Source organism: Rhizobium leguminosarum, assembly GCF_019798305.1.
Lineage (GTDB): Bacteria > Pseudomonadota > Alphaproteobacteria > Rhizobiales > Rhizobiaceae > Rhizobium > Rhizobium leguminosarum_U.
Genome location: NZ_JAAXDD010000016.1, coordinates 152544 through 175739 on the forward strand (window position 1 = coordinate 152544; position 23196 = coordinate 175739).

Genomic DNA, 23196 nt, shown 5'->3' on the forward strand with positions numbered 1-23196 from the left:
GGAGATCACCGGGTCGGGTCGCGCATGCTGGGTCTTTTCAGGCTAGAAGCGGCTTATAGGCAAATGTATTTGCAAACGGAACCCCATAAATCGCGGAATCGACAGGAATCCAACACGGCACGACAGACTATTTCCCGTCAGGCACGACCATCAGCCGGATTTCGCCGCCGCCCTGCTTCCGGAAGTGCGAAAGCGGGAGTCCCATCAAGCGTTTGGCGCGACTTTTTTACGTGAAGCGGCGGCGCACATCCTCGGCATAGCTGCGGCTGACCGGGATTTCCGTGCCGTCGCGGGTGAGGATCAGCAGCCTGCCATTGTCGCGTTTCAGGCTTTCGACATGGGCATCGGCCACCCAGTGCGAGCGATGGACGCGAAGGCCCGGCGTTGCGGCGGTTTCCCTCAGCGCATCGGCGAAACGCAAGAGCACCAGTTCGCGCCCGCGGCTGGTCACCACCTCGGTATAGTGGTCCTGGACGGAAAGGCGCAGCAGCGAGCCGCGATTCTCAGGCTTCAGCCGGTCGAGGATCGAGGCTGCGGAGCCGGTTTCCGGAGGTGCTGCGGCTTCGGCGATTTTCTGGCTCATCGCCATGTAGGCCAAAAGGCAGAAGAGGGCGCAGAGCGGCACCGCAAAAAGCGCGCGCTGCAGGCCGCTCTCCAGCGTGGTCGCTTCGCCGGTGAAGATATAGTCGACGAGGCCTATGGCAAAACCGATCGGCAGGGCGGCTATGAGCGAGCCCGCCATCATGCGGGCGAACATGGAAACGATCACCCCCTGCAGCAATCGTTCGGCCGTGACTGCGCAGAGAATGGCGATCGACCAGGCAAGGGCATGCAGGGTCAGCCAGTAGGCGAGGCGTTCGCCGAAGGCCATGCTCTCCATCGTGCCGTAGGGGCCGGTGACGGCAAAGAGCAGGACGATCGCGGCAAAGGTTCCCCAGAAGCGCCGGGAGTGGAGAAAGACCTGCAATTCGCGAAGCGTGGATTGCAAGAAGAGGTGAATCACGAAGTTTTCCTGCCGTTCGCGCGGTTCGGATTGAGGCAGATGAAGTCTTGGCGGAAAGAAGGATCGAATTCAACCGGATGTCGCTGATGACCCTCGAACCGCTCCTCGGCGCCCCGCTCGCCGTTCAGATCCATGTCACTGCTGTTACGCCGGCGGCACTTCTCGGTGCCTATATCCTGCTGCGCCCCAAGGGCACGCCGCTGCACCGGCTGCTCGGCAGGATCTGGATGGCGCTGATGGTTGTCACCGCGGTATCGAGCTTCTTCATTCATGAACTCGATCTCTTCTACGGGTTCAGCCCGATCCATCTTCTGTCGATTGCAACGTTGTTCGGCAGCTGGAATGCGATCGCGGCGGCTCGTCGCGGCGATATCCGCCTGCACAAGCGCATCGTCGCCGGCCTTTATTTCGGCGGTATCGTCCTTGCCGGCCTGTTCACTTTCCTGCCTGGCCGGATCATGCATGCTGTCGTCTTCACCGGTGCGGAATGGCCGGCTGCCCTTGCCGCGGCGGTGATCGGCTCGATCCTGATCGCAATCGTGCTGCGTCGCCGACGCGGGCGCCTGATTGCCCGATGAAGTCGCTGGAATTCCGATCGCCGACGGATATATAACTCGTTGAGTGCAAGCACGGGCCTTGCCGGGGAGAGCGAAAATGGAATGGAGAGGCCGACGTCAGTCAGACAATGTCGAGGATCGCCGCGGCGGTCCCTCCGGTGGCGGTTTCGGCCGCGGCGGCGGCTTCAATTTTCCCTCCGGGGGCGGCGTTCGCCGCGCCGGCGGCGGCCTCAGCATCGGCACGATCATTTTCCTTGTCGTTATCTATTTCATCTTCAAGATGATGGGCATCGATCTGCTGCAAGTGCTCGACAGCGGCGGCACGACGAGTGGTCCCGGCTACGAGCAGAGCCAGTCCGGCGGAACACGCACGCCCGCCAACGACGAGATGACTGCATTCATGCGCACCGTTCTTGCCGAGACCGAGGATACCTGGCAGGGCATCTTCCAGGCGCAGGGCCAAAATTACGAGGAGCCACGCCTCGTGCTGTTCTCGGGCTCGACGGCATCGGCCTGCGGCTCCGCATCATCTGCAACAGGTCCGTTCTACTGCCCGAGCGAACACAAGGTCTATCTCGATACGGAATTCTTCCAGCAGCTTTCCGACCGGTTTGGTGCGTCGGGCGATTTCGCCGAGGCCTATGTCGTTGCCCATGAGGTCGGTCATCACGTGCAGAACCTGCTCGGCATCCTGCCGAAGTTCAACCAGGCCCGCCAGCGCATGAGCGAGGCCGACGCCAACAAGATGTCGGTGCGCGTCGAGCTGCAGGCCGATTGCTTTGCGGGCATCTGGGGCAAATATACCCAGCAGAAGGGCCTGCTCGAGTCAGGCGATCTGGAGGAAGCGCTGAACGCAGCCCAGCAGATCGGCGACGATTCGCTGCAGAAGCGGTCGCAGGGTTACGTCGTTCCGGAAAGCTTCAACCACGGTACCTCGGAGCAGCGGGCCAGATGGTTCAAGCGCGGCTTCGACAGCGGCCAACTGTCGGCCTGTGATACGTTCTCGGGACCGATTTGAGGAGGGATGAAGGGCGCATGGCACAAAGCACATCGCCCTTCTGTCCCTTGCTTACTTCTCGCTGTCCATGTGCTGCAGCATATGCTCGGGATAACGCCCACCCGCGGCGGCGTCTTTCGGCACGGCGCGTTCGATGACGGCGAAATCTTGTGGTGAAAGATCGACTGCGCGTGAGCCGAGCGCCTCCGTCAATCGATCGCGGCGGCGAGCGCCGATGATCGGGACGATATCCTTGCCCTTGGCGGCAACCCAGGCGATGGCGATCTGTGCGACAGAGACGCTCTTTGCCTCAGCAATCTCACGCAGCTTCTCCACCAGAGCGAGGTTCTGCTCGATATTGCCTTCCTGGAAGCGCGGGCTGTAGGCGCGGAAATCGCCCGCCGTCCCACCCTGGCCCTTTTGCCAGTGGCCGCTGATCAGGCCGCGCGAGAGCACGCCGTAAGCGGTGATCGAGATGCCAAGTTCGCGTGCCGTCGGCAGGATCTTCTCCTCGATGCCGCGCGAGATCAGCGAATATTCGATCTGCAGGTCGACGATCGGGGCCACAGTGGCGGCGCGGCAGAGCGTGTCGGCGCCGACTTCCGACAAGCCGATATGCCTGACATAACCTGCCTTGACCATGTCGGCGATGGCGCCGACCGTGTCCTCGATCGGCACGTTTGGATCGAGGCGTGCGGGACGATAGATGTCGATATAGTCGACGCCGAGGCGCTGCAGCGTATAGCTGAGGAAGTTCTTCACCGCGACCGGGCGGCCGTCGAAGCCGTTCCAGCCGCCGAGGGGATCGCGCAGGCCACCGAACTTGACGCTGACGATTGCGTCCTCGCGCCTGCGGCCCTTCAATGCCTCGCCGATCAGCATTTCGTTATGGCCCATGCCATAGAAATCGCCAGTGTCGAGCAGGTTGATGCCGGCATCAAGCGCGGCATGGATCGTCGCGATGCTTTCTGCGCGATCGGAGGGGCCGTACATGCCTGACATGCCCATGCAGCCGAGGCCGATGGCCGAGACATCGGGTCCGGTCTTACCCAAACGATAGGTCTGCATTGTCTTCTCCTTCTTCTGCGCCGCGGCGCGATCGCATATCCGCCCCGGGCGTGGTCATCGATGCTGCCGTTCTACCGCTTTCGCATTCGGGCGATAATCGGAGAGTATCAAACAGGCTGTGCGGGGGAATGCACAATGACCGGTCTCTCTTGTGATCTGGATGGCGTCGCGGCGATTGCAAGAGAGCGCATTGCCGACGATCCGCGGGGCGGCTCTCGATTTTCTGAAGCTGGAACGGCAGCGCGCGCCCTCCGGTTGAGATCTCTCATAAATTCCCGTACAGCATTATCAAAAGCTTTGAAATGTTCACGGATTGTTTCGGGTTCTTTTCTGAGCTATGTCACTTTCTTGGCGACGAGATCGTCTTTTCAGGACCAACCGCTGCAGAGATGCCTCATGCTTGACCCGAAATTTGTTCGCCGCGGCCTTTTCCTGGTCTTCATCATCCTTTTCCTCGACATTATCGGCATCGCCATCATCATGCCGGTGCTGCCCGCCTATCTGGAGCAACTGACCGGCGGCAGCGTGAGCGATGCGGCGATCGACGGCGGCTGGCTGATGCTCGTCTATGCCGGCATGCAATTCCTGTTCGCGCCGCTGCTCGGAAACTTGTCCGACCGTTTCGGCCGCCGGCCGATCCTTCTTCTATCGGTGCTGACCTTCGCGATCGATAATTTCATCTGCGGCATCGCAACCAGCTTCTGGATGCTGTTCGTCGGCCGCGTGCTTGCCGGCGTCAGCGGCGGCAGTTTTGCGACCTGCTCGGCCTATATCGCCGATATCAGCACGGAGGAGAACCGGGCGAAGAATTTCGGGCTGATCGGCATCGCCTTCGGTGTCGGCTTCACTATCGGCCCCGTCGTCGGCGGTGTCCTCGGTGAATTCGGCCCGCGTGTGCCGTTCCTCGGCGCGGCCGCGCTGTCGCTTGTCAATTTCATCGCCGCCTGCTTCCTGCTGCCCGAGACGCTGGAGGCGAAGAACCGCCGCCGGTTCGAGTGGAAAAGGGCCAATCCGCTCGGCGCGTTGCGCCAGATGCGCCACTACCCCGGCATCGGCTGGGTCAGCCTCGTCATGTTCCTGTTCTTCCTGGCACATGCCGTCTATCCCTCGGTCTGGTCTTTCGTCTCGACCTATCGCTACGGCTGGAGCGAAGGTCAGATCGGCCTGTCTCTCGGCATCTACGGGATTGGTGCTGCGCTCGTCATGGGGCTGGTCCTGCCGCGGATTGTGCCGGTGCTCGGCGAGTGGAAGACGGCGCTTCTCGGCCTCTGCTTTTCAGCTGCAGGATTGACCGGCTATGCCTTCGCCTGGGAGGGCTGGGTGGTTTACGTCGTCATCGTCGCGACCGTCATCGAAAACGTCGCCGACCCGCCGCTGCGCAGCATCGCCGCCGGCATGGTGCCGCCGTCGGCGCAGGGCGAGCTGCAGGGCGCGCTGACGAGCCTCAGCAGCATCACCACCATTGTCGGGCCACTGATCTTCACGCAGATGTTTTCCTATTTCACGCGGCCCGATGCGCCTGTCACTTTTGCCGGCGCGCCGTATCTCACGGCCGCCGTGCTCATCCTTCTGGCCGCCGGGGTATTCCTCACAAGGGTTCGGGTGAGGGAGCCGGCCGAGGCGCTGGAAGCCACGGGCTGACCGATCAGAAATGGTGATGCGATGATGAATTTTTCATCATCTGCCTCATTTGGGGTAGTCCTTTGCAGGGCTTTGATCTAAGCCCGGGTGGTATTTCGCCGCAAGCTGCGGCGACGCATATTTCAATCACAGGACTGGTGTCATGGACACGCCGATCGACGCGCGCAGGCTTGCGCCGACAACCGATAATCGTTGGGGCGCACATTTCCGTGCCACGCTGGCGCTCGGCATTCCGCTGATCGGCGCCCAGCTCGCTCAGCTCGGCATCCACACCACCGATGTGATGATCGTCGGACGTCTCGGCGCCGAGCAGCTGGCGGCGATGGTGCTGTCGGCCCAGTTCCTCTTCACGATCCTCATCTTCGGTTCGGGCTTTGCCATCGCCGTCATTCCGCTGGTAGCGCAGGCCTATGGCCGCGGCGACCTCGTCTCGGTGCGCCGGTCGCTGCGCATGGGTCTGTGGGTGGTGATCGCATACTGGGTCATCATGCAGCCGGCCTTCTTCAATGCGGAACAGATCCTGCTTTTTGCGCAGCAGAAGCCCGAGGTGGCCAAGCTCGCCCACGGCTATATCATGATCGGTCAGTTCGGCGTACTGCCGGCGCTGCTCTTCAACGTCATGCGCTCGCTTGTCAGTGCCATCGGCAAGGCAGGCGTCATCCTCAACGTCACCATCGTCACGCTGGTGATGAATGCGATCTTCGCCTATGCCCTGGTGCTAGGTCATTTCGGCTTTCCGGCAATGGGGCTCGAAGGGGCGGCGATCGTTTCGGTCGTCGTGCAGACAGCCGGCTTCCTCTTCATTCTGGCTTTCGTGCAGCGGCGGGAAGAGACGCGGCGCTACGAGATCTTCGTGCGATTCTGGAAACCCGACTGGCACGCGCTGCTGGAGGTCATCCGGCTCGGTTTCCCGATCAGCGTTACCATCCTCGCCGAGGTCAGTCTGTTCACGGTGGCCTCGCTGCTGATGGGCTATATCGGCACCATCGAGCTCGCCGCCCACGGCATAGCCCTGCAATGGGCCTCGATCGCCTTCATGATCCCACTCGGCCTCAGCCAGGCGGCAACGGTGCGCGTCGGCGTCGCGCATGGGCAGGGCGATTATCAAGGGCTGGTGCGCGGTTCGATCACCGTGCTCGTTCTCGCCTGCGCCATTTCGGCGGTGGGCTCGGTGCTCTTTGCCACCATGCCGCAATTCCTCGGTAGCTGGTTCCTCGACGTCAACTCGCCCGAGGCGCCCGAGGTGCTTGCCTATGCCGGACCGCTGATCGTCGTTGCCGGGCTTTTCCAGCTGGTCGATGGGCTGCAGGTGATTGCCAATGGATTGCTGCGCGGCCTCAAGGACGCACGCGTGCCGATGATCATGGCGTTGATCGCCTACTGGCCGATCGGCTTCTTCCTCGCCTGGGCCTTTGCCTTCCCGCTGGGTTTCGGCGGCATCGGCATCTGGTTCGGCTTCCTCGTCGGGCTGGCGGCGGCCGCCGTCATGCTCTGCGCGCGCTTCTATCTTCTCCTTCGCCGCGAAGAAGTGACGGCCGGCGCCTAGAACGGGATGATTTTAGGCCGAGTCGCTTAAAATCATCCCGTTCTAAACCAAATAGTTAGAGCATGATGTCGTCCGAAAACCGCTGACACTTTTCGGCATCATGCTCTAGCCGGCCGTCTTTATCCTCAAGCCGCGACAGGTTTGTAGCTGGCAATATCGGCACGAATGCCGAGACGCGAAAACATTTCCTGTGGATCGAAATTGGCGGCCTTATGAGCGGCCGCCACGGCTGCCCGCGCGCGCTCGACGACTTCGGTATTTTCCCATTCGGCAATCGTGACGAAATTGAATTCGCCCGGACCGGCGACCTGCTCCAGCACCCTGTGATCGATGAAACCGTCCTGCGCTTCCAACACTTTGTGGGTCATCATCACTTTGACGAGAAATTCCTCGCGTGCCGCCGCCGGCACGATGAACTTGTCTACTCGAAAGAAAGCTCCGCTCATCCAGTTTTCTCCTGCATCAGATGTCTGCAGGCAGATCTGTAATTCCTCAAGTTAAGCTGAGGTCAATAGGCGGATAAAGAAAAAGGCCCGGCCGCTGCATAATTCCTCAAATCGGAATCGATTTAAGGAATTATGCAGCAATCCAAAGTGTTACAGCGTCCTTAGCGCGTATGAAAAGACGCGCGGCGCTGCAAGCGGGCCTTCATCGGAAATCGGTGTTGCCTGAAATCAGCGTTCGGCGAGCGCCGGTTCGCCCTTCTTCTCGCGCACCATGTTGATGAAGCGGCGGAAGAGATAGTGGCTGTCCTGCGGGCCGGGAGAGGCTTCCGGGTGATGCTGAACCGAGAAGACCTGCTTGCCGAGGACGCGCAGGCCGCAATTGGTGCCGTCGAAAAGCGAAATATGAGTCTCTTCAACGCCATCCGGCAGCGACTTCGAGTCGACTGCGAAGCCGTGGTTCATCGAGACGATCTCGACCTTGCCTGTGGTATGGTCCTTGACGGGGTGGTTGGCACCATGATGGCCCTGATGCATTTTCTCGGTCTTCGCGCCGAGTGCGAGGCCCAGCATCTGGTGGCCGAGGCAGATGCCGAAGACCGGGATGTCGGTCTTAACAAGCGTCTTGATCACAGGCACGGCATATTCGCCGGTTGCCGCCGGATCGCCCGGGCCGTTCGACAGGAAGATGCCGTCTGGCTGCATGGCAAGCACGTCTTCGGCGCTCGTTGCGGCCGGCACGACCGTCACCTTGCAGCCGAGGCCGGCAAACAGGCGCAGGATGTTGCGCTTGACGCCGTAATCCAGGCAGACGACGTGGTATTTCGCGTCTGTCGCCTTGAGTTCTCCGAAACCTTCATTCCATACCCAGGGCGTTTCGGTCCATTGCGAGGACTGACCGGACGAGGCGATCTTGGCAAGGTCGAGACCTTCAAGGCCGCTCCAGGCTTTGGCTTCGGCCTTCAGCGTCTCGATGTCGAAGACGCCGTTCAGGTCGTGGGCGATCACCGCGTTCGGAGCGCCGTTCTCACGGATCCAGGCAGTCAGCGCGCGCGTGTCGATGCCGCAGAGACCGATGACGCCGCGGGCCTTCAGCCATTGGTCGAGGTGCTTGGCGGCGCGGTAGTTCGAGGGGTCGGTGATGTCGGCCTTGAAGATGACGCCGACGGCGCCGTGGCGGGCGGCAGGCGTCAGATCCTCGATGTCTTCCTCATTGGTACCGATATTGCCGATATGCGGGAAGGTGAAGGTGACGATCTGGCCGAGATAGGAGGGGTCCGTCAGGATCTCCTCATAGCCGGTCAGCGCGGTGTTGAAGACCACTTCGGCCGGCACCTTGCCGGTGGCGCCGATGCCCTTGCCTTCGATGACCGTGCCGTCGGCAAGGACGAGCAGGGCGGTCGGCTTTTCGATTGTCCAGGGTGCTGTCGCGGTCATCTTCATCCCGTTTCCGGCAGGCGGGCGCGTTGCCGCGGCTCGCCGCCTTTTGATCTCGCAGGCGTGTGGACGCGGCAATGCCGCGCGCTCCAGGCCTGATCACGAATTTTGGTGCAGGTGGCGGTAAATAGCCACGCAAACGCTTAGCGTCAATCTTTGTAGCCGAGATTGCCGCCGTTTTCCTGCGCTTTATCGCGCCGACCGCGCAATTTATTTGATCCCCCGCATCAGCGTGGTTTATGAAGCGGCATCAAAACAGGAGTGAAGACCATGCTGCGCGATCAACTCGCCACCCAGCTGAAAGAGGCGATGAAGGCCAAGAATGCGGAGCGGCTTTCCACCGTCCGGTTGATTCAGGCCGCGGTGAAGGACCGCGATATCGCCAATCGCGGCATCGGCAAGGAGCAGGCGAGCGACGACGAGATCCTGCAGATTCTCGCCAAGATGGTGAAGCAGCGCGACGAATCGGCCAAGATCTACGAGGAGAACTCCCGGCCGGAGCTTGCCGCCAAGGAGCGCGCCGAAATCATCGTCATCCAGGATTTCATGCCGAAGCAGCTTTCGGACAGCGAAGTGCGCGCCAAAGTCTCGGCGATCATCGCCGAGACTGGTGCCGCAGGCGCCAAGGACATGGGCAAGGTGATGGCGGCGCTCAAGGAGCGTTATGCCGGCCAGATGGATTTCGCCAAGGCGTCGGCCACCGTCAAGGAACTATTGAACGGATAAGCCTCAGATGGCGCGTCTTGCCTGTGGTTCGTCACGGACCGCAGGCCCGAGCACCACTTCGGCGGCGGCATCGATGATAGCGAATTTCGCCGCCTGATAATTCCAATATTCGCGGATGAAGTGGCCCGACAGCCAGAAGTCGCCCTTGCGGGAGGGTTCGGTCCAGCCAATGCTCTCCATGGTCGCTGCCTGCATCAGAAGGCGCTTCAGGTGGGTGTTGGAGATCATGAACTGTTCGCGGATTTCCCGGAGCGACAGAGGGCCGAGCACGACGCGATCGGCCGTCCTTGGAAATTCGGGAAGGCGCGAGATCAGGTAGTCCATCACCAGCCCGCCGGAATTCGCCCAGTTGAAGAGGTTGAAAGTGACCCCCGGATTGCGGACCGCTTCACTTCCGATGATCGCCCTTGCGATCAGCGGCTGGATCGCTGCCATCATCGCAGAGGGGTCGCTGGTGATCTTACTGGCGCGCTCACCGCCGTCGAGACTGTCGAGGATCATCATATGGGTGACGAGCCATCGGGTGAAATGCTGCTCGGCGATTTCGGTAGGCTCCAGGTAACGTGTGCGCTTATCGGGGCCGGGAACCGGTCGCAGGAAGCGATAGGCCAGCATTTCCTGCATGAAAGCAGCGGCCGTGTTGCGGCTGGCGATGTTGTTCCTGATCGCAAAATCGATGAATCGGCCGGAATAGAGGCTGCCGCTCCTCCCATCGTCTGAATAGCCGTAGTGAAGCGCGAAGCCGGCATGAGCCATCAGCCAGCGCTGTTGCGCGGCGAAGATCGAGGCGATGCGCGGGCTCTCGCGATAGATGGCGAGCATCTGATCGGCGCAATGCAGAATGGCCGCGAGAAAGCGGTCGTCTGCTGCAAGATTTTCCGCGGTAAAGGCCATTTGGAGAGGTCCAGGGAGTTCGGCGCATCCATCGTTCATGCGAGCGCCGCCTGTCAACGGTTTTGTCAATAAGCGGTTAATTTCAAAAGGAGAGTCGTCGCAAGAGAGCACAAAATTTAAGAAGGCAGGAGCTGGGGGCGCTCCTGCCTTCTTGCTCTTTGCGTCCGCCGGCACGCAGGGCAGAAGCCCAAGCCGGAGGGTATTTGCAAAGGCACCCTTGCGAAGCGGCGCCGGGGGTAGGGATGGTGCTTCGCTCGGGGATCGCTTTGTTGAGATCGAACCTATTGCGCTGCGGCGGCTTATTCAAATTACAAAAAAATAATAATTGCCGGAATCGGCGGTTTGGGAGGCGCCAAAGTGGACTTTCTGTAGGTGGCGCAGAGGATGATGAGGCGCAATCACCTGAGGAATAATCCATTGTTTCCAAAATATTTTTTCTCATCTCTGTTGGATGCCGCCGCCCTTGCTGCGGCTTTTCTGATGGCGGGATTCCGGCTCTGAAGGACAATAATGTCGCACCCTGTCGCAGGGGGGCGATAACGCATTGTTGATTGGATAACCGGAGCCGCCGATGACCGCCACATAGCCTGTGAATAGCGGGTTTTCATGACAAGTTTCGTGGCATGGAGCTGCAAAGCAGCTTATATGGAGGCTGGCCAAGAGGTATCGATGCGCTTTTCCAACACCTTTCTCGATGATATTCGCGACCGCGTTCCGATTTCGAACGTGATTGCGCGCCGCGTGAGCTGGGACAAGCGCAAAACCAATGTGTCGCGCGGCGATTACTGGGCCTGCTGCCCGTTCCACGGCGAGAAATCGCCGAGCTTCCACTGCGAGGACCGAAAGGGCCGTTATCACTGCTTCGGCTGCGGCGTCACCGGTGACCATTTCCGCTTTCTCACCGAGCTGGAGGGCCTGAGTTTTCCCGAGGCGGTGCAGCAGATCGCCGATATGGCCGGCGTGCCGATGCCGCTTGCCGACCCTGTGATGGAGAAGCGCGAGAAGGAGCGCGGCTCGCTGATCGACGTCATGGAAATGGCGACACAATTTTTCCAGGATCAGCTGCAGACGGCGAATGGGGCAAGGGCGCGCGCCTATCTGCGCGACCGCGGATTGACGGGGCGCACCATCGAGACCTTCCGTCTCGGCTTTGCGCCCGACAGCCGCAATGCGCTCAAGGAATTCCTCGCCAGCAATGGTGTCTCCAAGGAGCAGATCGAGGCCTGCGGTCTGGTCGTCCATGAAAACGTGCCGGTTTCCTACGATCGTTTTCGCGACCGCATCATGTTCCCGATCCTTTCGTCGCGGGAAAAGGTGATCGCCTTCGGCGGCCGTGCCATGGCTGCCGATGCGCCGGCGAAATATCTGAACTCCAACGAGACGGAGCTCTTCCATAAGGGCAATGTCCTTTACAATTTCGCCCGTGCGCGGCGCGCGATCCAGGGGCCGGGCCGCGGCGATCCTCAGGACGACAATGCGACCGGCACCATCATCGCCGTCGAAGGCTATATGGACGTGATCGCGCTCCATCAGGCGGGCATCGAGAATGCCGTTGCGCCGCTCGGCACGGCGCTCACCGAAAACCAGCTCGAGCTGCTCTGGAAGATGGTGCCGCAGCCGGTGCTGTGCTTCGACGGCGATGGTGCCGGCATCCGCGCCGCCAATCGCGCCGCCGAACTGGCGCTGCCGCATCTGAAGCCCGGCCGTTCCGTTCGCTTCGCGCTTCTGCCCGGCGGCAAGGATCCCGACGATCTGGTGCGCGATGATGGGCGCGCGCCTTTCGACAAGGTGATGAGCCAGGCAAAGCCGCTCTCCGAGATGCTTTGGAGCCGGGAGATCAATACCGGCAAGTTCGACACGCCCGAGGCGCGCGCCGAGCTCGAGGCGCGGCTGAAGCAGCTGGTCGCGGTCATCGCCGACGAGAACGTGCGCCGTCACTACCAGCAGGATATTCGCGACCGGCTGAACGCCTTCTTCCAGCCGCAGTTCCAGAACCGCAGCAATGGCGATCGCCGCGGCGGCTTCCACGGCAATGGCAATTACCGGCCGGGCCGCGACAATGCCGGCAAGGCAGGGCCGAAAAGCCCCAGCGTCATTTCCGAAAGGCTCGCCCGTTCAGGCCCGGTGCGTGGCCACCAGAACAATACGGCACTGCGGGAAAGCGTGCTGGCGCTGACCGTCGTCAATCACCCCTCGCTGATGATCGACGATTATGACGAGATCGCCGCGATCGAATATGACAGCCGTGAGCTGCAGCGGCTCTGGTCGGCGATGCTGGGGGCGGCCGCGGCTGTCGCCGGCCCGCATCTGACACGCGAATATCTGACCGAAAGACTGGAATTCGAAGGCTTCGGCCCGCTCATCAAGAGCCTCGACCAGCAGGTGCGCAATGCCCGGCTGTGGATCGCGACCGAGGAGGCGGCGATGGAGGATGCGCGTGAGGGATACCGCCAGGCGCTTGCTTCCCACAAGCGGGCGAAGGCGCTGCGCCGGCAGAAGATCGAGCTCGAGCGCGAGATCGCGCTGGCGACCGAAGCCGGCGACGGCGAAGCGATCGTTCAGCTGATGCGAGCCCAGCAGGAAGTGCATTTCGAAGGAGTGCGCCTTGAGAACCAGGAGGCTATCATCGATGGCTTCGGCGTGCTTTCCGGCCGCGTCAAAGGGGCGGCGAACCACTGATGTCGCTGACCGAACGAAACGAACCGGGCTTTTTCGCTTCCGGCGCGCTGTTTTCTTCCGGCCGCTCGCCGCTCGATATCCTCACGCAGGTCTACGGCTATTCCTCCTTCCGCGGCAAGCAGCAGCAGGTGGTCGAGCATGTGGTTTCCGGCGGTGACGCGGTCGTGCTCTTTCCCACAGGCGCCGGCAAGTCGCTGTGCTTCCAGATCCCGGCGCTCTGCCGCGACGGCGTCGGCATCGTCGTTTCGCCGCTGATCGCGTTGATGCGCGATCAGGTGGAGGCGATGAAGCAGCTTGGCATCCGAGCCGCAGCACTCAACTCGTCGCTCTCGCGCGAGGAATTCGTCGAGGTTCGCCGCGCGCTTTCGGCAGGCCAGCTCGATCTTCTCTACGTGACGCCCGAGCGCATTCTGACCGATGGTTTCCGCGAGCTGATCGCCAATGAGAAGATCGCGCTGTTTGCCATCGACGAGGCCCATTGCGTTTCGCAATGGGGCCATGATTTCCGGCCGGAATATCGCGAACTCGGCCGGCTCGGCGAGCAATATCCCGGTGTGCCCAGGGTGGCGCTGACGGCGACGGCCGATCCGCATACGCGCGACGACATGATCGAGCGGCTGGGATTGGATACAGCCCGGATCTTCACCACCAGCTTCGACCGACCGAACATCGCCTACGAGATCGTCGAGCGCGACCAGCCGCGCCAGCAGCTGCTGCGGTTCCTGTCCGGCCACAAGGGCGACAGCGGCATCGTCTATTGCCTGTCGCGCGCCAAGGTCGAGGATACGGCCGAATGGCTGAACGGGCAGGGCATTCGCGCGCGTGCCTATCATGCCGGCATGGACAGGGCGGTTCGTGACGCCAACCAGGATGCATTCCTGAAAGAAGAGAACCTTTGCCTGGTCGCCACCGTCGCCTTCGGCATGGGCATCGACAAACCGAACGTGCGTTATGTCGCCCATCTCGATCTGCCGGGTTCGGTGGAAGCCTATTATCAGGAGACTGGGCGCGCCGGCCGCGACGGCCTGCCGTCCGACGTCTGGATGGCCTATGGCATGGCCGACGTCATTCAGCGCGGCCGGATGATCGACGAGGGCAGTGCTGCCGCCGAGATCAAGCGGGTCGAACGCGCCAAGCTCAACGCTTTGCTGGCGATCTGCGAGACCGCCTCCTGCCGCCGCCAGGCAATCCTTGCCCATTTCGGCGAAGCACATGCCGGACAATGCGGCAATTGCGACACCTGCCTGAAGCCGGTCGAGACTTGGGAGGGCACGGAGGCTGCGATCAAGGCGCTTGCCGCCGTCTATCGCACCGGCGAGCGTTTCGGCGCTGGCCATGTCGTCGACGTGCTGCTCGGCAATGTTAACGAAAAGACCGAACGTTTCGGCCATGCCGAAATGCCGGTCTTCGGCGCCGGCAAGGATATTCCGGCGCGCGTCTGGCAGTCGGTCTTCCGCCAGCTACTCGCCATGGGGCTGATCCGCGTCGACCACGAGGCCTTCGGGGCGCTGAAGCTGGAGCCGGAGGCGCGCGCCGTTTTCAAGCACGAGCGGCAGGTGTTCTTCCGCAAGGACCGGCCGGCCTCGGAGCGGCGCACGAAGAAGGCGGAGCGCAGCGAGCGCAAATCGGGACTATCGGGCGCCGACGGCGGTCTTTTCGAGGCGCTCAGGGCCGAGCGCATGGCGATCGCCAAATCGCTCGGCGTGCCTCCCTATGTCGTCTTTCCCGATACGACGCTGATCGCCTTCGCCACGGAGCGGCCTCGCAGCCGCAAGGAATTGCTCGCCATATCAGGCGTCGGGCAGGCGAAGCTCGAGCGTTACGGCGATGCCTTCCTGGCGATCATCCTGGCGCAGGACAACGGCTGAGCGGACCCGGCTGATCCTTGTGATCGGACGAGGGGGCATGGTAGTGCTGCCTCTACAGCGCCGCGCGTCTTTTTCAGAGGCGCAAAGGACGCTGTAGCACTTTGAATTGCTGCATCATTTTCTCCTGAAATCGATTCCGATTTAAGGAATTATGCAGTAGGGAGGAGCGCCGATGGCCCAGAATATCTACGACCGCCCGGAATTCTTCGCCGGATATAGCGGCATGAGACGATCCTTGCACGGGCTCGACGGAGCATCGGAGTGGCCGGCGGTGCGCGCGCTGCTGCCTGATCTTGCCGGCAAGCGTGTTGTCGATCTCGGCTGCGGCTTCGGCTGGTTTTCGCGTTTTGCCGTGAGCCAAGATGCTTCAAGCGTGCTTGCGCTCGACATCTCGGAAAAGATGATCGCCAGAGCGAGGGCCGATACCGCGGATGCCGCGATCACCTACGAGATCACCGATCTCGAGCATCTCACGCTTGCTCAAGCTTCTTTCGATTTTGCCTATAGCTCGCTGGCGCTGCATTATATCGAGGATTTCGCCGGTCTCGCCGCGACCGTCTATCGCGCGCTTTTGCCGGGATCGCAATTCGTCTTCACCATCGAGCATCCGATCTTCATGGCGCCGACCAATCCCGCCTGGGCAACCGATGCCGAGGGGCGGCGCATCTGGCCGCTCGACCGCTATTCCGTCGAAGGTCCGCGCACCACCGACTGGCTCGCCAAGGGTGTGGTCAAGCAGCACCGCAAGCTCGGCACGACGCTGAACACCTTGATCGCGGCCGGTTTTGCCATTCGCCATGTCGAGGAGTGGAGCCCGAACGAAGATGAGCTCCACGACAATCCGGATTGGGCGGAGGAGCTGGATCGGCCGATGTTCCTGCTGATTGCGGTTCAGCGCTGAGAAGACAAGCCGGCGGCAATATGCTAACCCGGCGGTAGCGCATCGGCCCGAAAATCGGAATCGATTTTTGGAAAGCACGATGCGCAGATTAAAAGTGTAACAGCGTCCTTTGCGCGTCTGATAAGACGCGCGGCGCTGTAGGGAAATCTCTGGGAAAGGCCGTCCATGACCTCGCAATTTCTCTCCCATCTCAGCAACGAGATCTCAGCGCTGAAGGATGCCGGCCTCTACAAATCCGAGCGCGTCATCAGCTCCAAGCAGGCGGGCGAGATCGCGATTTCCACCGGCGAGCGGGTGTTGAATTTCTGCGCCAACAACTATCTCGGCCTTGCCGACAACGAGGAGCTGGCCGAGGCCGGCAAGCAGGCGCTCGACCGATACGGCTACGGCATGGCCTCGGTGCGCTTCATCTGCGGCACGCAGGAAGAGCATAAGCAGCTCGAGGCGCGCATCTCCTCCTTTCTCGGCATGGAAGACACGATCCTCTATTCCTCCTGTTTCGACGCCAATGGCGGCCTGTTCGAAACGCTGCTATCGGAAGAGGACGCGATCATCTCCGACACGCTGAACCACGCCTCGATCATCGACGGCGTCAGGCTTTCGAAGGCCAAGCGCTTCCGCTACGCCAACAACGATATGGCGGCGTTGGAAGAGGAACTGAAAAAGGCCGAAGGCAGCCGCTTCAAGCTGGTCGCCACCGACGGTGTCTTCTCGATGGATGGGATCATCGCCAATTTGGGCGGCGTCTGTGATCTCGCCGAGAAATATGGTGCGATGGTCATGGTCGATGACAGCCATGCCGTCGGCTTCGTCGGCAAAAACGGCCGCGGCTCCGCCGAACATTGCGGCGTCGAAGGCCGGATCGACATCATCACCGGCACGCTCGGCAAGGCGCTCGGCGGCGCCTCGGGCGGCTATACCTCCGCCAAGGCCGAGGTCGTCGAATGGCTGCGGCAGCGCTCGCGGCCCTATCTGTTCTCGAACACGCTGGCGCCCGTCATAGCCGCCGCCTCGCTCAAGGTGTTCGACCTGATCGAAAATGGTGATGCCCTGCGCAAGCGCCTTTCCGACAATGCCGATCTGTTCCGCGCCGAAATGACCAAGCTCGGCTTCACGCTCGCCGGCGAAGGCCATCCGATCATCCCCGTCATGCTTGGCGATGCCAAGCTCGCCCAGGATATCGCAAGCCTGATGCTGAAGAAGGGGATCTATGTGGTCGGCTTCTCCTTCCCCGTCGTGCCAAAAGGCCAGGCCCGCATCCGCACGCAGATGTCGGCGGCCCATTCGCGGGCGGATGTGGAGCGGGCAATCGCGGCCTTTGCCGAGGCCGGGCGAGAATTGGGTGTGATTTGAGTTTGACGGCGTGCCGTGCCGCCCCCTCATCCGCCCTACGGGCACCTTCTCCCCGCTGGGGAGAAGAGGGGATAGCAAAGTCGGGCGCCAAGCAAGGGTGGATATTGCCGATGTCGAATATGATGAAGGCGCTGGTCAAAGCGAAACCGGAGGTCGGGCTCTGGATGGAGAATGTGCCGGTGCCCGAGGTTGGGCCGAACGATGTGCTGATCCGGGTGAAGAAATCGGCGATCTGCGGCACCGACGTCCATATCTGGAACTGGGACCAGTGGGCGCAGAAGACCATTCCGGTACCGATGGTGGTCGGCCATGAATTTTCCGGCGAGATCGCCGAGATCGGCTCTGCGGTCACCCGCTATCATGTCGGCGAGCGGGTCTCCGGCGAGGGGCATATAGTCTGCGGCAAATGCCGCAACTGCCGGGCGGGCAGGGGCCATCTCTGCCGCAACACGCTCGGTGTCGGCGTCAACCGCCCGGGTTCGTTCGGCGAGTTCGTCTGCATTCCCGAAAGCAATGTCGTGCCGATCCCCGATGATATTTCCGACGAGATTGCCGCGATCTTCGATCCGTTCGGCAATGCCGTGCACACCGCGCTCTCCTTCGATCTCGTCGGCGAGGACGTGCTCGTCACCGGCGCCGGGCCGATCGGTATCATGGGCGCGCTCGTCGCCAAGCGATCCGGCGCCCGCAAGGTCGTCATCACCGATATCAATCCGCACCGGCTGGAACTGGCGCGCAAGCTCGGCATCGACCATGTCGTCGACGCATCGAAGGAAAACCTCGCCGACGTGATGAAGGCGATCGGCATGACCGAGGGATTCGACGTCGGGCTCGAAATGTCGGGGGCCGCACCTGCCTTCCGTGACATGATCGACAAGATGAACAATGGCGGCAAGATCGCCATTCTCGGCATCGCGCCGGCGGGCTTCGAAATCGACTGGAACAAGGTGATCTTCAAGATGCTCAATCTCAAGGGCATCTACGGCCGCGAGATGTTCGAGACCTGGTACAAGATGATCGCCTTCGTCCAGGGCGGCCTCGATCTCGCGCCCATCATCACCCACCGGATCGGCATCGACGATTTCCGCGACGGCTTCGAGGCAATGCGATCGGGCAATTCCGGCAAAGTTGTCATGGACTGGATGTGAGGAGACGACATGTTCTCTGAAGGAAGTTGCCATTGCGGCAATGTGGTTTTCGAGGTCGAAGGCGAATTCGATATCGGTGCGCTGACGGTGAAGGCGTATGACGGCGCGGCGCGTTAGCCACTATCTCGGAAAGCACGATGCGCAGATTCAAACTGTTAAAGCGTCCTTTGTGCGTCCGAAGGGCGCACGTCGCTCCAAAGGTGCATATACCGTCTGCACAACTGCAAAAATGAGGGAAACAACCGGTACGGCGGGCAAAATTCTTGCTGCCCTTGTCTTTTGTTCGCAGCATCTTAAATAAGGGTTCGCAATCGCTGCCGCGGTTCAAAGCCTGTGGATAAGGCTTATTCCGAATTTTTGTGGGCTTTTTTTCCGGAAAAGCTTGACGAGAACAAAAAATGTGGGAATCACCGTTCGACTTGTTGAATGGTGAACTGGGTCAAGGCGGATCGCGCAACCATGGCCGGAAATCCAAGAGCAAGAAAACTTTGCTGTCCGGTGCCGGTAATCGTGGTTAATCAGGCTTTAAATGTCATCCCGTTAGGTGGGCAAAGGTGATTCGAGGGCGGCGCGTGCGGCGCGTCAGGCCCTGAGACAGCCCGTTCACCGTAGCGAGATTGGATAGCGTCAGGAAGGCGACGATATAAATGGCAACCAAGGTCAAAGAGAACGAAGAGGCGGAAGTCGAACGCGACGGCGCAAGCGACGGCCCTCTTCTCGATCTTTCCGACGACGCGGTCAAGAAGATGATCAAAGCCGCCAAGAAGCGCGGCTATGTGACCATGGACGAGCTTAACGCGGTCCTGCCGTCCGAAGAAGTGACGTCCGAGCAGATCGAAGACACGATGTCGATGCTGTCCGACATGGGCATCAACGTCATCGAAGACGAAGAAGCCGAGGAAGCCGGTACTTCCGGCGGCAGCGATGACGACGACGCCGGCGGCGACGAGGAGAGCGAAGGCGGCGAACTCGCGCCTTCGAGCGGCACGGCGCTGGCGACCGCCAAGAAAAAAGAACCGACCGACCGTACCGACGATCCGGTTCGCATGTACCTGCGCGAGATGGGTTCGGTGGAGCTTCTCTCCCGCGAGGGCGAAATCGCGATCGCCAAGCGTATCGAGGCCGGCCGCGAGACGATGATCGCGGGCCTCTGTGAGAGCCCGCTGACCTTCCAGGCGCTGATCATCTGGCGCGACGAACTCAACGAAGGCACGACGCTGCTGCGCGAGATCATCGATCTCGAAACGACTTATTCCGGCCCTGAGGCCAAGGCGGCGCCGCAGTTCCAGAGCCCCGAGAAGATCGAGGCCGATCGCAAGCTCGCCGAAGAGAAGGAAAAGACCCGCCGCGCCCGCTCCGGCGACGACGACATCACCGATGTCGGCGGCGAAGGCCTGCCTCCCGAGGAGGAGGAAGAGGACGAGGACGAATCCAACCTTTCGCTGGCAGCGATGGAAGCCGAGCTTCGCCCGCAGGTGATGGAGACGCTCGATACGATCGCCGAGACCTACAAGAAGCTGCGCAAGCTGCAGGACCAGCAGGTCGAGCAGCGCCTGTCGGCTTCCGGCACGCTGTCCACTGCCCAGGAGCGCCGTTACAAGGAACTCAAAGATGAGCTCATCAAGGCCGTCAAATCTCTGTCCTTGAACCAGAACCGCATCGACGCCCTCGTCGAGCAGCTCTACGACATCAACAAGCGCCTCGTTTCCAACGAAGGCCGCCTGCTGCGTCTGGCCGAATCCTACGGCGTCAAGCGCGATTCCTTCCTGGAGCAGTACCAGGGCGCTGAGCTCGATCCGAACTGGATGAAGTCGATCGGCAATCTGGCCGCCCGCGGCTGGAAGGAATTCGCCAGGGGCGAAAATACGACGATCCGCGACATTCGCCAGGAAATCCAGAATCTGGCGACCGAAACCGGTATCTCGATTTCGGAATTCCGCCGCATCGTCCATATGGTGCAGAAGGGCGAGCGCGAAGCGCGTATCGCCAAGAAGGAAATGGTCGAAGCGAATCTTCGCCTGGTCATCTCCATCGCCAAGAAATACACGAACCGCGGCCTGCAGTTCCTCGACCTCATTCAGGAAGGCAATATCGGCCTGATGAAAGCGGTCGACAAGTTCGAATACCGCCGCGGTTACAAGTTCTCGACCTATGCGACATGGTGGATCCGTCAGGCGATCACCCGTTCGATCGCCGACCAGGCCCGCACGATCCGCATTCCGGTGCACATGATCGAGACGATCAACAAGATCGTCCGCACGTCGCGCCAGATGCTGCACGAGATCGGCCGCGAGCCGACGCCGGAAGAACTGGCCGAAAAGCTTGCCATGCCGCTGGAAAAGGTCCGCAAGGTCCTGAAGATCGCCAAGGAGCCGATCTCGCTCGAAACCCCGGTGGGCGACGAAGAGGATTCGCATCTCGGCGATTTCATCGAGGACAAGAACGCGCTGCTGCCGATCGACGCCGCCATCCAGGCGAACCTGCGCGAGACGACGACCCGCGTTCTCGCCTCGCTGACGCCGCGCGAGGAACGTGTTCTGCGCATGCGCTTCGGCATCGGCATGAACACCGACCATACACTCGAAGAAGTCGGCCAGCAGTTCTCGGTCACTCGCGAACGTATCCGCCAGATCGAGGCGAAGGCGCTGCGCAAGCTGAAGCATCCGAGCCGCTCCAGAAAGCTGAGAAGCTTCCTCGACAGCTAAGGCTTCGGCCACGCCGTTCTGATTGGAAAAGCCGGGCTTGCGTGCCCGGCTTTTGCTTTTGTGATTAATACCAATGATCCCGGCATCTTTCTTGTCCCTCCCTGGTGACAAGACTATAATCCGGTCACGGGGGAAGGCATCGATCGCAACCCGCGAGCGAGGGTCGACGTGTGCCTGCGTGAACCAATCCTCCGCTAGGTCCGGATAATTTCAGGTCTGACGGGCCTGAAATCTGAATCCGGATCCACATCAAAGAAATAGAGCATGACGTCGTCCGAAAACGGCTGACACTTTTCGGCGCATGCTCTGGGAGGTGCGACATGACCACTTACATTCTTTTGATCAATTGGACGGATCAGGGCATCCGCAATATTCGCGACTCGGCAAAGCGGCTCGATGCGGCAAAGAAATTGCTCGCCGGCGTCGGCGGCTCCTTCAACCAGTTCTTTCTGACGATGGGCGGGCACGACATGGTCGCCGTCTGCGAGGCGCCAGATGACGCCGTCATGGCGCATTTTACCCTCTCGCTGGCGATGGGCGGCAATGTCCGCACGGAGACGCTGAAGGCATTCCCAGAAGCCGCCTACCGGGATCTCATAGGCTCGCTCGGGTAGCTAGAGTCTTTCCGGGCTAGATTGAAGCATTCTGTTGGCTCAAACGGGGTCGGATGGTCGACCGGCCGGCGCGCGTCGTAGCCAAGCTCTACGGCCAAGCCCGCCGGTCGATCAGGCGGCCCGTTTCAGCCAACCCTCCCGCAGATTTGCCCGACAAATCTGCAAGCCTTAGAATCGCCGGACGCACCTCTTGCTTCGCATTGGCGAAGCAGTGCGGCCGGTGGGCCGGGCATCTTTGCGCCAGGATCAGAGGCGATCGGCTCGGACGTACCAAGAGGTATGCCCTTCGCCAATCGCCTCTGCCCTGACGAAAACCTGCTCCGGCAGAATGCTTCAATCTAACCCGGAAAGGCTCTAGGGCCGGCGATCGTCGATCTTAGATGTTGCGGAGCACTCGCTGCGCTGGCAGTGTCGCAGCGTGCTTCAATTTCCGCGGCAGGCTGCGGCCCGACTTTTCGGCAAGCTCATGATGAAAGCGCTCCTCAGTTTCATGATCGTCATCGATCGTCCGACAGCCGTTTCCTGACCAATGGAACTGGCGGCGGACAAATGGGATGACGGGATCCGGCGGGGTGCAGCGGCTTCGTTCGCGCTGCATGTCATTGCGATCCTGCTCCTTCTGCTGCTGTTGCCGAAGGCCGAGCCGCCGCTGCCAATGCCGGATGACGGTCTCTCGGTGGAGATCGTCCCGCAGGCCGCGGAATCGCTGAAAATGCCCGAGCCCGTCAAGGCGCCTTCGCCGGAACAGGCAAAGCCTGAAGCGGCAAAACCCGAAGCCGAGCCGGCGGCGCCGGTTACAAATAATCCGCCTGCTGCGGCAATGCCATCTGTGGCACCGATCACTTTGCCGATGCCAAAGCCGGCGGAATTCGTCGAGGCAAGGCAGCTGTTTTCCGACAAGGTCATTGCCGATCCGCGCAGCCGCCGCGCCCGTGAGGCGCTGCGCGGCCTTGCCGGCAGCGAGCGCAATCTGCAGCTCTGTGACCTCGAGGCGCTCGAGCAGGTCCGGCGGGCGCAGCCGGCCATGGCACCGGATGCGCTTGCGCCCTATGCGATGGCGGCGGAGAAGGTCAGCGGCAACGATGTCGAGGTGAAGGGCGGCGCCTTCCGCAGCAAACGGAAGTGGTACAACATTCAGTTCAAATGCGAGCTCGATGCCGGCTCCGGCAAGGTGGTGTCCTTTGCCTTTCTCGTCGGCGATGCCATTCCGCAAGGTGAATGGCAAGAGCACAATCTGGTAGCCGACGATGGAGCCGCCGACCAATAACTCCGGTCGCTGCAGCGATCACGCGGTTTTTTTCTTTTGTGGCTTGATGCTGCCGGCTTTAGAGGCCACATCGCTGCTGTGACAGAAGAAGACGTAGAACCGGCGGAAACGCAGCACGAAACGGGAAAGCAGCGGCCTGAAATCCGCTGGGGCGTCGTCGCGTCCGTTGTTGCGCATATTCCTATCATTGCTCTTCTGATTTTCGGGCTGCCGAAGATCGAGCCGAAGCCTGCCGAAGACGAGAGCGTGAAGGTGGAGCTCGTCCCGCCGCCGGAAGAGAAGAAACCGGAGCCCAAGGAAAAACCACCGGAGCCGAAGCCGCCGGAAGAGGCCAAGAAGGAACCACCTC

Annotated in this window: 19 protein-coding genes and 1 pseudogene; 15 read left to right on the forward strand and 5 right to left on the reverse strand. The window is 61.2% G+C overall.

Translation table 11 applies throughout. The features are described from left to right. Nucleotides 1–226 precede the first annotated feature (226 nt). The gene (locus tag HFO99_RS26725) at nt 227–1003 is read right to left on the reverse strand and encodes a LytTR family DNA-binding domain-containing protein (RefSeq protein WP_222364650.1); all 777 of its coding nucleotides are present in this window, start codon (nt 1001–1003) and stop codon (nt 227–229) included. 47 nt (nt 1004–1050) lie between these two features. Between HFO99_RS26725 and HFO99_RS26730 the strand changes: the two genes are divergently transcribed. Together HFO99_RS26730 and HFO99_RS26735 are read left to right on the forward strand one after the other, a co-directional pair. Further along, the gene (locus HFO99_RS26730; protein WP_222338619.1) at nt 1051–1581 is read left to right on the forward strand and encodes a DUF2306 domain-containing protein; all 531 of its coding nucleotides are present in this window, start codon (nt 1051–1053) and stop codon (nt 1579–1581) included. A gap of 76 nt (nt 1582–1657) precedes the next feature. Then, nucleotides 1658–2578, forward strand: a complete 921-nt coding sequence (locus HFO99_RS26735) for a neutral zinc metallopeptidase (RefSeq protein ID WP_222364651.1) — start codon at nt 1658–1660, stop codon at nt 2576–2578. A 51-nt stretch (nt 2579–2629) separates the two neighbouring features. On the opposite strand, the gene HFO99_RS26740 is transcribed toward HFO99_RS26735, so the two are convergent. Further along, nucleotides 2630–3625, reverse strand: coding sequence for an aldo/keto reductase (locus tag HFO99_RS26740; RefSeq protein ID WP_222364653.1), 996 nt, complete (start codon nt 3623–3625; stop codon nt 2630–2632). Nucleotides 3626–4021: 396 nt separating this feature from the next. On the opposite strand from HFO99_RS26740, the gene HFO99_RS26745 reads away from it, so the two are divergent. Further along, nucleotides 4022–5266, forward strand: a complete 1245-nt coding sequence (locus tag HFO99_RS26745) for a TCR/Tet family MFS transporter (RefSeq protein ID WP_222364654.1) — start codon at nt 4022–4024, stop codon at nt 5264–5266. 142 nt (nt 5267–5408) lie between these two features. Beyond that, a complete protein-coding gene (locus HFO99_RS26750) occupies nt 5409–6812 on the forward strand; it encodes an MATE family efflux transporter (protein WP_222364655.1) in 1404 nt (467 codons plus the stop codon). Nucleotides 6813–6937: 125 nt separating this feature from the next. On the opposite strand, the gene HFO99_RS26755 is transcribed toward HFO99_RS26750, so the two are convergent. Together HFO99_RS26755 and carA are read right to left on the reverse strand one after the other, a co-directional pair. Further along, nucleotides 6938–7258 carry an antibiotic biosynthesis monooxygenase family protein gene (locus HFO99_RS26755; protein ID WP_065280776.1) on the reverse strand — a complete coding sequence of 107 codons (321 nt, stop codon included), beginning with the start codon at nt 7256–7258 and terminating at the stop codon, nt 6938–6940. Between the two features lie 228 nt (nt 7259–7486). Beyond that, nucleotides 7487–8692 (reverse strand): glutamine-hydrolyzing carbamoyl-phosphate synthase small subunit, encoded by a 1206-nt coding sequence (carA, locus tag HFO99_RS26760; RefSeq protein ID WP_222364670.1) that lies wholly within the window; start codon nt 8690–8692, stop codon nt 7487–7489. 270 nt (nt 8693–8962) lie between these two features. Between carA and HFO99_RS26765 the strand changes: the two genes are divergently transcribed. Further along, entirely contained in the window at nt 8963–9418 is a 456-nt protein-coding gene (locus HFO99_RS26765) for a GatB/YqeY domain-containing protein (protein WP_222364656.1), read from the forward strand. A gap of 3 nt (nt 9419–9421) precedes the next feature. Here HFO99_RS26765 and HFO99_RS26770 read toward each other — a convergent pair whose 3' ends face one another. Further along, complete coding sequence (locus HFO99_RS26770) at nt 9422–10312, reverse strand: hypothetical protein (RefSeq protein WP_222364657.1); 891 nt, start codon at nt 10310–10312, stop codon at nt 9422–9424. Nucleotides 10313–10981: 669 nt separating this feature from the next. On the opposite strand from HFO99_RS26770, the gene dnaG reads away from it, so the two are divergent. The 10 genes and pseudogenes from dnaG to HFO99_RS26815 form a co-directional block, all read left to right on the forward strand. Further along, nucleotides 10982–12991: a DNA primase gene (dnaG, locus tag HFO99_RS26775; protein WP_222364658.1), complete on the forward strand. Its 2010-nt coding sequence runs from the start codon at nt 10982–10984 to the stop codon at nt 12989–12991. Then, a complete protein-coding gene (recQ, locus tag HFO99_RS26780) occupies nt 12991–14859 on the forward strand; it encodes a DNA helicase RecQ (RefSeq protein ID WP_222364659.1) in 1869 nt (622 codons plus the stop codon). Before dnaG ends, recQ begins: the two co-directional genes overlap by 1 nt. 172 nt (nt 14860–15031) lie before the next feature. After that, nucleotides 15032–15760, forward strand: a complete 729-nt coding sequence (locus HFO99_RS26785; protein WP_222364660.1) for a class I SAM-dependent methyltransferase — start codon at nt 15032–15034, stop codon at nt 15758–15760. Nucleotides 15761–15925: 165 nt separating this feature from the next. Beyond that, nucleotides 15926–17113, forward strand: coding sequence for a glycine C-acetyltransferase (locus tag HFO99_RS26790; protein ID WP_222364661.1), 1188 nt, complete (start codon nt 15926–15928; stop codon nt 17111–17113). A gap of 110 nt (nt 17114–17223) precedes the next feature. Beyond that, nucleotides 17224–18261 carry an L-threonine 3-dehydrogenase gene (gene tdh / locus HFO99_RS26795; RefSeq protein WP_011652887.1) on the forward strand — a complete coding sequence of 346 codons (1038 nt, stop codon included), beginning with the start codon at nt 17224–17226 and terminating at the stop codon, nt 18259–18261. 647 nt (nt 18262–18908) lie between these two features. After that, nucleotides 18909–20966 (forward strand): RNA polymerase sigma factor RpoD, encoded by a 2058-nt coding sequence (gene rpoD, locus HFO99_RS26800; protein WP_064247751.1) that lies wholly within the window; start codon nt 18909–18911, stop codon nt 20964–20966. 320 nt (nt 20967–21286) lie between these two features. Beyond that, nucleotides 21287–21580 (forward strand): GYD domain-containing protein, encoded by a 294-nt coding sequence (locus HFO99_RS26805; protein WP_018074042.1) that lies wholly within the window; start codon nt 21287–21289, stop codon nt 21578–21580. Between the two features lie 53 nt (nt 21581–21633). After that, nucleotides 21634–21888 (forward strand): hypothetical protein, encoded by a 255-nt coding sequence (locus HFO99_RS34000; RefSeq protein ID WP_409994946.1) that lies wholly within the window; start codon nt 21634–21636, stop codon nt 21886–21888. Nucleotides 21889–22109: 221 nt separating this feature from the next. Then, complete coding sequence (locus tag HFO99_RS26810) at nt 22110–22847, forward strand: DUF930 domain-containing protein (protein WP_222364663.1); 738 nt, start codon at nt 22110–22112, stop codon at nt 22845–22847. A gap of 36 nt (nt 22848–22883) precedes the next feature. Then, nucleotides 22884–23196: pseudogene (locus HFO99_RS26815) on the forward strand (hypothetical protein); the annotation flags it as partial.